Here is a 13,216-nt window from a genome sequence, read left to right on the forward strand (position 1 = left end):
GTTTCCCGTTATCTTTACGAAGCATCGAAGATACCTCCCAAACGATTCTATATTTCTATTATACACTATATATAGATATATATGGACATCTATCGGCGTTTTATCTTGACTTTTTCGGAGGTCTCCAAGGCGGTGTTGCTCTTGTGTTTTGCAAGCGAAAAGTGCATAGTCTGCAAAGAAATTTTGCATAGGGCACTACCAACACAGAATATTAGGACTTCATGCTAGATAGTGCATGTTTCAATCTGTAACTTTCACCTGTGAAGGCTAAGATGTGTGCATGGTGCACCAATCTTTCAACGAGTGCGGCAGTGAGTCGATTGTCCCCAAATATGGTTCCCCATTGACCGAACTCCAGATTAGACGTCACAATAACGCTTCGACTCTCGTAAAAATGTGAGACCACGTGGAATAGCAGTTGTGCACCCGTTTGGTGAAAAGGTGTGAATCCCATTTCATCTAAAATGAGTCATTCGCAGTCTTGTCATTCTTTGTGAAACCGTGCTAAGATCCCATCTTCATTTTTCTTTTGTAGCAAAGCCACTAACTCATGTACCCGAAAGAATCTCACCTCCTTACCACGACGGCATGCCTCTATCCCCAAAGCGGTTGCTAAGTGCGTTTTACCATTATGTTGTTCTCTCTACATAACGGTAAAACGCATGTAGCGACATCTATAGGCATCGCTGCAGCCAAGAAACGTATTAGCACTTACTTTATTACATGTCATGATCTGATTCAAAACTTAAAACGAGCGATGCTAGAAAATCGTTTAGATGCTAGATTAAAGCATGATACTAAGTACAAACTACTCATCATTAATGAGATCGGTTATCTACCGATTGAACGAGAGGATGCAAAGTTATTTTTTCAACTGATTGATATGCGCTATGAAAAACGAAGTACAATGTTGACAACAAATGTGAACTTCAGAGCATGGGATGAAGTATTTTGTGAACCGAAATTGGCCAACGCTATTCTTGATCGTATCCTTCATCATGCGACTGTCGTTACCATTGTAGGCGATTCCTACCGTTTGAAGAATCATCTCGCTAAAGATGATGATTCATTTTGTACATACTTAAACAAGCGAAAGCGTACATGTTTGTGTTGACATTTACACCATTCAAGGGTTGTCCGGTGAGTGGTTCTACCAGCTCGCCTTTATAAACGTCGGACAATCCCATCTTGGAGCCACTTTTCAAAAATTATCCCGACATGAGTCAGTGAGCGGTCTTCTGAAGGAATATATCCCAGTTTTATTGGATACACTTTGAACATCCAAACGTACAATCATTTGTTAATTTATTTGCACAATATAGTGTTATAATGGAGGTGAGAACCTTGGACAGAAAGGAGCCCATTCACATGAGCACGACCTTCACCAAAGAAGAGATGATCCAGGCGAATCAATTCCGGACTCTCTCACAAAAAGCTTTACAACAAGAACTACAGTCTCACGAAAAAATCGGAGTACTGTTCCAAAATACTGGCCTCGATGCCGTCATGATGTCGTACGAACGATATGCAGCAATGGTAGAACGACTAACTGAGTTGGAAGAAATGGTTGAAAATATACAATTGATTCAGGAATTCGGTCGCCGATTCACTGCACCAAAAGAACAGTGGATTGAGCATCCCGAAGGCATGTCTACCTTGGAGATGTACCGGCAACGTCGAAAGGAACAAACCAGCAAATGAATCGAGTTGACCATCAGTATTTTTTCGACGTCGATTTGCCCAGGATCGAAGGGGAATTCGGAGATGACATGGTGTTTGACGAATTCCTAGACTGCCTGGATAAGGCTGTTCATGAAATCATGAAGGACCCAGCCAATGAGGGGGCATCGCTAACTCGGCCACCTCTGGCACCTACATACCGCAAAAAGAAATTTCACTCGATGAGACGTCCACCCCAAGGAAAGAAGGCAGATATGCGCCTTGTGTATCGGTGTGACATCGCCACAAACACACTTTACGTGTTCGGAGTCGGGAAACGACAACCTTATAAGGTTGATGACATCTACGAAATCCTTAACCCACGCACCCCAATTTGAACCTCATACGACGAGTGCTTAAAACGACAGTAGCCACCCCAAAGTTGACGAGGTGGCTACTTCTTTTCTCGAACAATACTCAGTTCATTCAGACTGAGGTTCCATTCAGTTGCACTGTTTCAGATTGGACCTCTGTCAAGTTACTGGACGCTTGTGGAGATCGTGTAAGACCTGCTACAGCAGGCGATGGTCGATGAAGCAAGAAGCTCACGCCTCTAAGCGAAGCGAAGGCGGGAGCAGTTCACTCAAAGTTGAAAGGTTATAACCGAAAGTTCATTGTGTCGGGTACCTATATCGATTGTCGGTCGTTGCGTTTATTTCGTTTGTTCCTTATAATGCGGATAAGTGAAGAGAATACTGAAATGTAAAGTCATTTGAAAGGGGAAAGTCCCATGGCGGATATGTCGGTAAATCTGATTGCACCAGACGATAAGGATTTCGACAGTATCAAGAAAGTCGCTAACAGTTTAGGAACCGCTCCTGAAGAGAACGGTTATGTAATTGTAGATCAGGCGCATGACGTAAGAATTGAACTTCCCCCTTCTTTGTTTCGGGTATTAGTGGACGCGGCACACCAGTTAGCGAAAGGGAACACCGTTGGCGTATTGCACTATGAGCAGGACATCACGACTCAACAATCTGCGGAAATATTGCAGGTTTCACGCCCACATGTGGTCAAAATACTTGAAGCAGGACAAGTTCCTTATCATATGGTCGGGTCTCATCGTCGCATACGATTACGTGACTTGTTGGAGTACAAGAAGAGCCGAGATGCTGTGCGCAAGGAGAAGCTGAGTGACATGATTCGCATATCGGAATCGTCTGGTCTGTACGAATTAGATGATTTCCCGAATGAGGAATAGTCGGTGATGTCAATGGTCGCGTTTTTAGACGCTTGCGTGCTGTACCCATCAAATCTTCGGGATGTTATTTTAACGATGGCAGAGGCTGGTTTATTTCAAATTCGGTGGAGTCCAGATGTGTTGGAGGAAATGGAACGAAACTTGATGAAAGCGGGAAAAGCTGGTTTAAACTTGCGTGATGTTATGGAGTCTGCCTTTCCAGATGCAATGGTATTTCAGAATGAATATCTCCAACTGATAGACGATATGCCGAATCACCGAAAGGATCGTCATGTATTGGCGGCAGCGATTGCAACGAATGCAGACGTACTTGTGACGGCAAACTTAAAGGACTTCAAACCTCTGCCAGGTAACTGTGAAGTCGAGGTACAGCATCCCAGTGACTTTCTGTGTTCAGTGTTGGATGGATTCGCTAGCGAAGTTTTTGATACATTGAGCAATCTCGCGTTGCGTAGACGGGAACCAATGAACTCTGTTCCGGCAATCTTAAATTCTCTACACAAGACGGTTCCGAACTTTGTGATGCAGGCATTCGACGCTCTGCCGACGTTCACGGAACACGATCTATGATGTCTGGTCATGAGAATACAGAGAACAAAGGGCGAAGCTTAGGACTATTTTAGGCACTTTTCTCGTAAGCGAAACGAATCATTTGAAAAGGATTCCTTGGCATTTGAACAGAAGTATTTCCCATCGAATCATGTTGGGAGCTGTCGAAATAATGTCTGTCGTCTTTCCACATAGTTTAATCATAGAGCTGGGAGCCATCCTCGGCCTCGCAATTGTTGTAAAGGTAGTCACTTCAGCGACAAAGCTTGCAAGAAAACGAAAAACATAAAATTAAAAGAATATTCCTAAACAAAAAATCCTGACTTGATTCTCTTTTGCTTATCCATATCCTATTTGACAGTAGGCGAATTCGTCCTCCAGCACATCTCTGGTGTTCTTCGCTGGAAACTTAGTTTTTAGAGATTCATCGGCCTTATAGACCGCTTTTCGCAGCCTTCGGGAGCGATCCTGAAGGATTTCTCTGGGGGACTTCTGGTTGTAGCGTGGCTTTGGTCCAGTGGACTTACGATGCCAGATGGCATATTCGCTAGATGCAAATAGATTGTTGTGGACTGGACATTGGCATGTCCCAGCAATGATTTGATCTGTAATAGTGTGGCGCCGTCTTCCAGTAGGTGAGTTGCAAAGGAGTGTCTCAGCGTGTGGATGGACGCTTGTTTCCTGATGTTCGTTCTTTTGACCGCCTCATTGAATGCATACTCGATTCCTGCAGAGGTTATATGGGATACATTGTATGTGCCAAGAAACAGCAAGCCTTCGGGGTGCGCTGGCCTGTACGCCTTCCAGTACTCCCGCAACACGCTTAGACAATTCCCTGAGAGTAAAGTGTAACGATCCTTGCCACCCTTACCGTTTTGCACAAACAAACGCATGTTTTTCGAATCAATATGCTGGATTTTGAGAGCTGCGGCCTCGCTGACTCGCAGCGCTATAGACGTTGACGGTTCCAGACGACACCTTCTTTTCATGGATTAATTGGAGCAGAAATCGACGGATATCTTCTGTATTCAGTTGGTCTATCGATTGGTGGCCACAAAACTCCAGGAATATCTTCGCATGCGTGGTATAGCTCTCTAACGTATTCGGCGATAACCCCCGGAGCTGAATATCTTCTGCCAACCGTTTTAACACTTGTTGTCTTTGTTCATCCATCTGGCATTCTCCTAAACAGGTTGCGGATTCATTCGTCGATTGGATATAAGATCCCTGTACAATTCCAATCAATGTATTTCAAAAAAGCGAACAAAAAGGCTAGCTAAATCCAAAGTGCAATCCTTCCGACTGTTTTGATATTCTTTGTTCGATGTGTCCACCATATTGACTTAATACCAGAGTGGACCCAGTATAAGATAGTGGACATCAATGGAAGGACTACTATATGGTGATTGCGACTCTACAAAATTCCCCTTTTGAACAAAAGTGATCATACCATTTTTATAGACGAGTCAACTACACCTATACTTTTTGACCTGAGTTTTGGGAAATAGCAGCCGTGCTCGCACAACCCTATGCACTGACATATGGGATTGACATCGTTGCGTACACAGAGTACCTAGATGACCACCGAATGATTACGGATCTGATCGCTAGTGTACACATTCCAGAAAGACCTTATGGTCGAGTAAAATCCATCACATCCGTTATTGTAGGATGTGCAGATCATGCTCACACTCGAAAACTGTTGCATCACGACACCTTTTTTAACGCTCACGAAGGTTTTATACAGTTTGAAGCGGCGGCGATGGATCACGCAGTAGAAATATTGTTATCATCAGTAAAATTTCTCTTTCAGGAACCTTTTGCTGTTCATACCGAAAGAGGGATGACCCCATTGCAAAAAGACATCATGCACAAGATATCCTACTGAAATATCTTACACGCGATCTCCCTCACGATGTGTTATCCGCTTTAGGAATTAAGGGCCGTGCATGTCGTGCAAGCACTCTCCACTGAATGTGCTGAAATTGACATCAACAGAGCTTTGCAGATGTGGTAATTACAATGGACGATGGACGGATCTTGCACCTTGAGTATCAAACGACCAATGAACGGAATGTGCACTTTTTTTACGTTACATGGTTAAACTCACTTTTAATGACACTGTGAAATACATCGATGCAAGAGAGAGTCCCCTGCATCGAATCGTTTCATTGCATATACAAGCGCGAACTTGTTTATCTGGAAATTTCGAGACTAGGGAGCAATCAAAAAAATGGATATTCGAGTACATCGAAGTGTGGTACAACCGTGAACGCATTCACTCAATAACGACTTACATGTCACCGGTTGAGTACGAGAGAAGATATTCACATGGGCTAAGAATTCAAGCAAGTTAAGTCGGACACAAGTACTCATAGTAGAATATGCACACTTATAATTTCTGTTTTGGAGTGTCCACATTATCAACTTATTACCATACAATGGATGTTGTCACTCGAGATACGTTGCATTTTTGGGTATACTTACGTTGACTTAACTCAATCATGGAAGTAGGTGACACATATACTAACCATCCGTAACACACCGAATTTAGCTGGAATCGAAATATCGGGCGATTATCAGGATCTTGACACACTATACTTGGCTTTACTCATGATCATCGGTGATGAAGGAGATTTCCCACCGTATGCAGGCGCTCGGATTCGCATTCTAGGCATGATGTATGATATTAGACATGCATTTCAAGGAGATCGAGAATTTGAGTTCGTCCAAAATGGTATGGACAATCACAGGATGAAACTCTTAGGATTGATTACACCCGATAAAAACCTTTACTACAAAGCAAATGTCTATTATCCCGAAGCCCTATTCGTCACCATGGCAATCAACGACTTTATCCGACTTTACGCAAAGTTACAAGCAAAGTCATCCACCTATCCTCTGATGGACAAGAAAAACCTATGGGACAGAAATATTGCGACCGCACGGTTATTTCAATCGTTGATAGTCAATTGTCTAGAGAAAGCTGTGACGGAAGCATCGTTAAAGAGGATTGTGAACCTTTTGTATAAGGACTATACATGGACAGATAGATACACGACGCAGTATTTGGATATGGTGAACATCCGATACCTGAGCATCGAGGATAAGGAAGAACGGGCGAAAGCGTTGACAAAAACAGTCAAGCGGATGGTGGAGAAGGGGAAGGAGTACCAGGACATCGAACAAAATGTTTTAGAGATGGCGATAGCTAATAACTGCTCGACTGAGGAAATAGGTTTGAGATGGGAATATCCCGAAGAGATCGAATGGTAGCTAGGATCAGGGCAGATACTGGACAAGAACAGTGCATTAGGGCAAAAATTTGATCAAGTCCTCATGTGGTATAAATTCGTCCGAAGTCAGATATGAAGTTATGTCATCTGATTAGTTATTGGCCTTCTGCCAAGATGTTATACACAAAAAGAAGAACTTTTAAGCCAGCGAGTTAAATAATGGATCCTCTATTTACTACGGTGGCTTACACCCAATCGCTGAACGCCCCCAGTATAAGGGAGTGGCCACCAATGGAAGGACTACTATACGGTGATTGCGACTCTATAAATTCCCCTTTTAAACAAAAGTGATCATACCATTTTTATAGACGAGTCAACTACACCTATACTTTTTGACATGGTAATAAGTCAAGATAGTGGACACCGCGAATAAATAATATCAAAATAGCATGACTTATTACGCATTGAATGTAGCTTTCCTTCTTGTTCGCTTGTTTCAAATACATTGATTGGATTTGTAAAGGTATCTTATAACCAATCCACGAATGAATTCGTAGCCGGGTTTACCAAATCTTGATGTACTATCAAATGTCTCTATGCGTTCGTTTGCACGTTTTGAACGCCTCTAAATGGATAAACTCGCTTTTAATGTCCCTGTGGAAAGACTCGATGCAAGAGTGAGTAGCCTTTACATAGAATCGTTTCATAGCGTACTTAAGCGTGAACTTGTTTATCTGGAAAAGTTCACAATGAGGGAGCAAGCAAAGAAGCGAATGTTCGAGTAAATCGAAGTGTGGTACAACCGTGAGCACATTCACTCATCGACGGCTTACATCACCGATGTAGTATAGATGAAAATATTCCCAAGCACTGAGAGTTCAAGCAGGCTAGAAGATAAACATATTTTTATCTGAATATTAAAATCTATAATTTCTCTGTTTTAGTGTGTCCATGATATTGACTTAATACCAGTTCGATCTGTCGCCACCTCGTGTATGATCCCTGCAGACTGCTCATATCATATACGGATCGCTAGTTTACTGGAGGATTCTCGCTTATGCATATGAGTGGTAGCGCGGGCATGAGTAACATTGGGATTCATTCTGGAGGAGGACTTGGCATTGTTTCCTACTTGATTGTTCTCCTGTGTCTTTTGCTTGTGGCACATATGCATGTGCTGCTTCGCAAACACGGCTCCTTGCTGGCGCAACTGCGCAGAGAGCACAGCACACTCGTTCACTCCATTCCCATGACTTTTAGCATGGTGTCCACACTTGCCTTGTTCATGGTTATTGGCTGTGTTTTAAAGGGGAATTTGGGCACAGCCTATGTTCTCGGATGTGCCGGTGGCATCGCACTGAGTGTAGCAATCAGTCTTCCTTTTCAAGACGGAATTGCCGTTATCGATGGCATGGTATCAGGGGCCATGGGAGGGCTGATGGGCGTTATGCTAGGCTCCATGGTTCCTCCTACTGCACTGTATCTGTCCGCTGGCATGATGACCATTTTATATGCTGCAGCTTGGCTTGTGGTGTTGCGTCGCATTCGCCTGCGGCAGTCAAACTGACACCCACATCAGCCTGGCGTGATGACATTCACGCCATCGATCCATGAACACACGCGTGAGATCGGAGATCAGGTGGGGGACACGCGTTCTCACCATATCTATTACGCATATCCGTATGGTCGCAAGCCAGGTAGACCTTCTGGTCTCGCCCGAAGTGGTTCAGCATCCGATCGTCAAGATCCCCACGCTTGGCGCAGCAGGGTTAAGTCGAAACCTTGGGGTACATCGATCGTGACCACGCCAATTGTAAGCGTCAAATCCTTCACGCACTTGACTTCGCTATTTGCAGTGATAATAATCACAATCGATAAAATTACCCGTCTGAATTTCTGACGGGGATCACGTGTTTTATGATTTGTCTTTATGTGCATTATGACGGCACTCAACAGACCAACCGAATTAAACATCTTGGCAGAAATGTCCCATAATGTTTTTCACTATATTGGTTGCCTGTTGGGTGCTACAATGTGTGCAAAGGAGGCTTCCGCATGTTGAAACGACTTGAAGGTACGGACGCTGAGCAATTTCAACGTTTCATTGCTGATGAGAATACCTTTATTTTTGTGGATGGCACGTTTTATCTTGTCGTGCGGTTGCCGTTTATGAACGAGATCGGATTAGAAATTGAATCTGACGCAGCATGGAAAGCGTCAATTGATTGAGCTAAACAAGACATAAACGCAGGACGTGTATATTCTACAGAGGAAGCCATTGAAATGCTGGAGCGTGGTGAATTCGGATTATTATTGAAGGTGTTCAGTGGTCGTTGGAATCCCTTCACTTCTTGCAAAGCATGGAAAGCTTGCGTTTCACTGAAGACGAACCATCGGAATACCGTCGGAAACTTATGCGTCAATCATCCACCACTTAACACCATAGGCGTTTGAAGTGGATGCGCTCTGATTGACTACCCTAAGTTTTTAGAAACTACGTTGGTTAGGTCATGACACCTATCGATGCTCCTCAAGTCGGTAACCTGTCGTGAATGGTTAAAAGCCTTGATGGGTGCAAGATGACTTTATAATTCGAGCCTTGTGGAATTGTAGAACTATAAAATCATTAGTTAGCGAAAGATTTGTAAATGACGAAGAAACTATAGCAGGCTTATTAGCATCCTGTGCCATCAGAATCCTATTGCATCATTCCAACCGTAGAACCAATACGCTTCTCATCACTATCAAGTTCAACTATGAGAAGATGAGGGGACAAGTAGCATGAGTTGCAAGAGAATTTGTTTTGACAACTCCTGTATTGAATCGTTTCATAGCGTATCAAAGCACAAACTTGTCCATCCCGAAAATTCCAGACTAGAGTACCATAAAGAAATGAATGTTCGAGTATACCAAATGTAGTACATCAATGAAAGCATTCATTCATCAACGGTTGAGTACGAAAGATAATATTTATACATGCCAAAAATCCAATCAATTTATTGGGGCAAAAACATACACGTTAGAATTTGATAATTGATAAATTCTCTGATTTAGTTTGTCCATTATATTGACTTAATACCAAGTCGTTGTATGCTACGTTTGATAAAATTTATATATACTATTTAAAATTAATATAATTTATTATATATTAAAAACACAATTGTTAACTGTCAACAATTAACGCGGAAAAGGGTAACCTACCACGAAACTAAAGACTTCTTAGTAGTTTTAACAGGGACTATTGCTTAGAAATCACAAGGAGGTAAATGCATGTACATGGTACATCTAACGCAACATGAATTCAATCGTCAAATAGACAACGGCTGCAGTACAGTACTTTTACCCATTGGCATGTTAGAGGGGCACGGCGATCATATCGCTTTGGGAACAGACATATTGATTCCCCGTGAATTTGTGCGCCGTCTCGAGGCGGAGGTAGGAGAAAAGATCATGATGGCTCCTGAAATAGTATATGGGCATTCGTTTGCACTTGCCCCATTTCGAGTCACTATTGATGTGCCCCAAAATGTCTTTACAGAGTATGTGGTGAATATTGGTGTGCAATTTCTCCAGCAAGGCTTTCGTCACGTGATTCTATTCAATGGGCATGGAGGCAATATACCTTCCTTGGCGGAAGTAGCTGAGCGACTCGCAGCCTTGGGGGCGTATATCTTAATGCTCAATTGGTGGTTAGATTATCGCACAACTATTACCCAATTCGCACCATCTACTGACCATGGGGGAGAAAATGAGACTTCCTGTGTACTGGCGATTGATGAGTCGTTGGTTGAGATGGAGTATGCACACAACCACAAAAATACTCTATCCTCAAAAATCAAGTGTAAAGACATTGGGTTGAAAATATTCCCTAATGCCATCTCGAGAGACACTTTGCAAGCAACGGCAACTAAGGGAGAACAAATTTATGCCGCATTACTCCCAAAAATTAGGAAAGCCATTGAAGAGTTATGGACATTTTCCAGTAATTAATTTCTCGTTTTATTCAAGTATCAAAGACTGGGTGCGTTGTTTACCGAGAGATATATACGCTCGCGATGGATACGGAAGGGCTAGCTTGTTCACTGAATCATATCGCAATCACAAATGAGCTTGCTACGAGAAAAACAATTCGCACAGGGATGCCGTTTCTAGAAAAAAGAGAACGAACTCGTCAATAATAATATTTATACATGAAACCCTGTATCTATTATTCACGAAACAGGACCTGATTTATTGTAAGATAATTAATTGACTCTAGATACGCAACAGAATTCTAATCATCAACGACTCTACTTTAAATATTGTGTTGACAGTAATTTTTACTTTTCTTCTATTTGATTGCCTTTTAACCCTTTTGGGTTAATTACACTTGCTAGATCACAACTAGTAATGAAACAAAGAAAATTTTTAAAATTAAAATGTATTCCCACCAGTCTTGTATCCGGGTCTGATCGCTGATGACGGAGTAAAAGGGAATGGCCGAGTTCATTAGCCCATTGTGTGATGGACGTTTCGCCTACTTATAGGAATACATCACCACATCAAGACGGTTTGCATGACGGACAACACCCTCAAATTATTAAGGTACGAATTCGTGAGAATAAGAGAGCAAATAAACGAAACCATTAATCTTTAGTTGGAGGAATATTGATGATCTCTTTGAAAACTATTCTAATGAATCACCGCTCACAAATTGCTTTGGCTACGATCACTTCAGTGGGTCTACTCATCGGTTTGTCTGGTTGTGGTACTCAAGCAAACAATTCTTCGGCTGTTTCTCATTTGAACCCCGGTCCAGAGACATCGGGTGGAACTCTGACCTATGCCCTCCCACCTCAGACCAATTTAACCTGGTTTTTACCAATGATCAGTGTCTCATCAGATTCAAATTACAATATTGAGGTTACAGAACAAATGTATAAGCCTCTGCTTTGGATCAATAACAAATACCAGATAGACTGGAAATCTTCCTTGGCAAGTAAAATCACATACAATTCGAACGGAACCATTTACCACATATATTTGAATCCAAAGTGGCACTGGTCTAATGGGCAACCGGTGACGAGTCGGGATGTACTCTTTTCTTGGGATGTGATTCAGGCCGCTTCCTCTCCCAACGCGCCTTCCCCATGGCCCTTTGTTGGTGAAGGGACTGGGGATATTCCAACAGGCTTTCAAAGTGTGGTGGCGAATGGTTTGTATGAGGTTACGGTGACACTTAAGCATCCAGCCAATCAGCAATGGTTTATTTATAACGGACTGACACAAATTACACCCCTACCTGCTTCAGTTCTTGACATTCATAAAAATATTGTGAATGAAATTAAGTATCTAGGCGACAATGCCACGAATCCACTTTTCAATCAGGTGGTCGACGGACCATTTCAGATGGTCAGTGCGACACCCAATCAGGAGTGGGTAATGGTGCCAAATGCACATTATGACGGGCACAAGAGTATTGTCAAAAAACTCATCTTCACATACGAAGGTTCATCTGCCTCCGAGTTTGCGGGCCTGAAAACGGGTTCCATAAACTATGGGTATTTGGATCTTGGTCAATATGGATCGCGTCAGGCGTTAACTGAGATAGGCGACACCATTACACCAGAGTATACGCTTGGAGTATACTACACAGATTTAAATATGTTCCCTGGCTCATCCACAAAATCTATTTTTGACAAATTATACGTGCGTCAAGCAATGCAGATGGGAATTGACAATCCGATCATTGATCAAACCATCTACCACGGCTTTGCACCTCCTGAGGATGGGCCAATACCATCCAATCCGTTAACAAAGTTTTATAGCCCTAGTCTGAAGAATAATCCATATCCGTACAACCCATCCAAAGGTAAAAAACTACTCGAAGAGCACGGTTGGCATGAAGTGAACGGTATTATGACGAAAGGCAATCAACAGCTGAAGTTTCAGATGCTGTATGTGAGCGGTACGTTAGCAGCTGAAGACCAAGCTATATTAATGACATATGATTTTGCTCAGGAAGGAATTGACGTCACTTTAAAGCCCGTACCATTCAGTACCTTTATCAGCATCACAAGTAATCCTAAGTCTCCGAATCAGTGGCAGATGGGGACAGGGTTGGAATGGACCTACAATGGACCTGGTTTTTATCCATCCGGAGGAGAATTGTTTGCGACAGGGGCACCATCTGGTTATGGTTACAGTAACCCCATGGAGGATGCATTAATTCGAGCGACCCATTTGCCCTATGCAACAACTTCTGCAACCATGCAACATTTCTATGCCTATGAAAACTTTACTGCAAAGCAAGTACCTTTTTTATGGGGAACCAATGTTGCCACGTTGGCAGTGCATGCGCAAAACCTCCACGACTCCATCAAGTATGCAAATGCTGCCGTTGGATTCCCACAAATACAGTATTGGTGGATTTCACCGTCCGAATAGCACAGAGCAGCTTGGTATTTAGTAGCTATTATTTAGTAAAACTCAGATTATGCGTTTGTGCATTCCAATCCCTGTTGCGGACTAA

Annotated in this window: 11 protein-coding genes and 4 pseudogenes; 11 read left to right on the forward strand and 4 right to left on the reverse strand. The window is 42.7% G+C overall.

Annotation, left to right across the window (positions count from 1 at the left end; all coding sequences use genetic code 11):
* Positions 1–211: 211 nt before the first annotated feature.
* Positions 212–628: pseudogene (locus tag MM817_RS12440) on the reverse strand (ATP-binding protein); the annotation flags it as partial.
* Between the two features lie 24 nt (positions 629–652).
* Between MM817_RS12440 and MM817_RS12445 the strand changes: the two are divergent.
* The 4 genes and pseudogenes from MM817_RS12445 to MM817_RS12460 form a co-directional block, all read left to right on the forward strand.
* Positions 653–1,114, forward strand: a pseudogene (locus MM817_RS12445) (ATP-binding protein); the annotation flags it as partial.
* Positions 1,115–1,368: 254 nt separating this feature from the next.
* A complete protein-coding gene (locus tag MM817_RS12450; RefSeq protein ID WP_241715671.1) occupies positions 1,369–1,701 on the forward strand; it encodes a hypothetical protein in 333 nt (110 codons plus the stop codon).
* Positions 1,702–2,449: 748 nt separating this feature from the next.
* Positions 2,450–2,920, forward strand: coding sequence for an excisionase family DNA-binding protein (locus MM817_RS12455; protein ID WP_241715673.1), 471 nt, complete (start codon positions 2,450–2,452; stop codon positions 2,918–2,920).
* A 6-nt stretch (positions 2,921–2,926) separates the two neighbouring features.
* Entirely contained in the window at positions 2,927–3,490 is a 564-nt protein-coding gene (locus MM817_RS12460) for a PIN domain-containing protein (protein WP_241715751.1), read from the forward strand.
* A 333-nt stretch (positions 3,491–3,823) separates the two neighbouring features.
* Here MM817_RS12460 and MM817_RS17420 read toward each other — a convergent pair.
* The 3 genes and pseudogenes from MM817_RS17420 to MM817_RS12465 form a co-directional block, all read right to left on the reverse strand.
* Positions 3,824–3,982: pseudogene (locus tag MM817_RS17420) on the reverse strand (IS5/IS1182 family transposase); the annotation flags it as partial.
* A 92-nt stretch (positions 3,983–4,074) separates the two neighbouring features.
* Positions 4,075–4,458, reverse strand: a pseudogene (locus MM817_RS17425) (tyrosine-type recombinase/integrase); the annotation flags it as partial.
* The gene (locus tag MM817_RS12465) at positions 4,373–4,642 is read right to left on the reverse strand and encodes a site-specific integrase (RefSeq protein WP_241715674.1); all 270 of its coding nucleotides are present in this window, start codon (positions 4,640–4,642) and stop codon (positions 4,373–4,375) included. The gene MM817_RS12465 and the pseudogene MM817_RS17425, both read right to left, overlap by 86 nt.
* A gap of 340 nt (positions 4,643–4,982) precedes the next feature.
* Between MM817_RS12465 and MM817_RS12470 the strand changes: the two genes are divergently transcribed.
* The 7 genes from MM817_RS12470 to MM817_RS12500 all read left to right on the forward strand — a co-directional run bounded on the left by MM817_RS12470 (position 4,983) and on the right by MM817_RS12500 (position 13,131).
* Positions 4,983–5,357: a hypothetical protein gene (locus MM817_RS12470; RefSeq protein WP_241715677.1), complete on the forward strand. Its 375-nt coding sequence runs from the start codon at positions 4,983–4,985 to the stop codon at positions 5,355–5,357.
* Between the two features lie 208 nt (positions 5,358–5,565).
* Positions 5,566–5,826, forward strand: a complete 261-nt coding sequence (locus MM817_RS12475) for an IS3 family transposase (RefSeq protein WP_419723393.1) — start codon at positions 5,566–5,568, stop codon at positions 5,824–5,826.
* 157 nt (positions 5,827–5,983) lie between these two features.
* Positions 5,984–6,745, forward strand: coding sequence for a DUF6904 family protein (locus MM817_RS12480; RefSeq protein ID WP_241715679.1), 762 nt, complete (start codon positions 5,984–5,986; stop codon positions 6,743–6,745).
* A 1,017-nt stretch (positions 6,746–7,762) separates the two neighbouring features.
* Positions 7,763–8,272: a hypothetical protein gene (locus MM817_RS12485; protein ID WP_241715681.1), complete on the forward strand. Its 510-nt coding sequence runs from the start codon at positions 7,763–7,765 to the stop codon at positions 8,270–8,272.
* A gap of 488 nt (positions 8,273–8,760) precedes the next feature.
* Positions 8,761–8,934, forward strand: coding sequence for a hypothetical protein (locus tag MM817_RS12490; RefSeq protein WP_241715683.1), 174 nt, complete (start codon positions 8,761–8,763; stop codon positions 8,932–8,934).
* 1,041 nt (positions 8,935–9,975) lie between these two features.
* Positions 9,976–10,695, forward strand: a complete 720-nt coding sequence (locus MM817_RS12495) for a creatininase family protein (RefSeq protein ID WP_241715685.1) — start codon at positions 9,976–9,978, stop codon at positions 10,693–10,695.
* Between the two features lie 660 nt (positions 10,696–11,355).
* The gene (locus tag MM817_RS12500) at positions 11,356–13,131 is read left to right on the forward strand and encodes a peptide ABC transporter substrate-binding protein (protein WP_241715688.1); all 1,776 of its coding nucleotides are present in this window, start codon (positions 11,356–11,358) and stop codon (positions 13,129–13,131) included.
* The last annotated feature ends 85 nt before the right edge of the window (positions 13,132–13,216 follow it).

The organism is Sulfoacidibacillus ferrooxidans (assembly GCF_022606465.1).
Taxonomy (GTDB): Bacteria; Bacillota; Bacilli; order Alicyclobacillales; family SLC66; genus Sulfoacidibacillus; species Sulfoacidibacillus ferrooxidans.

Excerpts from the sequence above, each read along its gene's own strand:
- MM817_RS12490 (WP_241715683.1), top strand. The coding sequence starts at position 8,761 with ATGTTGAAACGACTTGAAGGTACGGACGCTGAGCAATTTCAACGTTTC.
- MM817_RS12455 (WP_241715673.1), top strand. The coding sequence starts at position 2,450 with ATGGCGGATATGTCGGTAAATCTGATTGCACCAGACGATAAGGATTTC.
- MM817_RS12485 (WP_241715681.1), top strand. The coding sequence starts at position 7,763 with ATGCATATGAGTGGTAGCGCGGGCATGAGTAACATTGGGATTCATTCT.
- MM817_RS12475 (WP_419723393.1), top strand. The coding sequence starts at position 5,566 with ATGGTTAAACTCACTTTTAATGACACTGTGAAATACATCGATGCAAGA.
- MM817_RS12450 (WP_241715671.1), top strand. The coding sequence starts at position 1,369 with ATGAGCACGACCTTCACCAAAGAAGAGATGATCCAGGCGAATCAATTC.
- MM817_RS12460 (WP_241715751.1), top strand. The coding sequence starts at position 2,927 with ATGTCAATGGTCGCGTTTTTAGACGCTTGCGTGCTGTACCCATCAAAT.
- MM817_RS12465 (WP_241715674.1), bottom strand. The coding sequence starts at position 4,642 with ATGGATGAACAAAGACAACAAGTGTTAAAACGGTTGGCAGAAGATATT.
- MM817_RS12495 (WP_241715685.1), top strand. The coding sequence starts at position 9,976 with ATGTACATGGTACATCTAACGCAACATGAATTCAATCGTCAAATAGAC.
- MM817_RS12500 (WP_241715688.1), top strand. The coding sequence starts at position 11,356 with ATGATCTCTTTGAAAACTATTCTAATGAATCACCGCTCACAAATTGCT.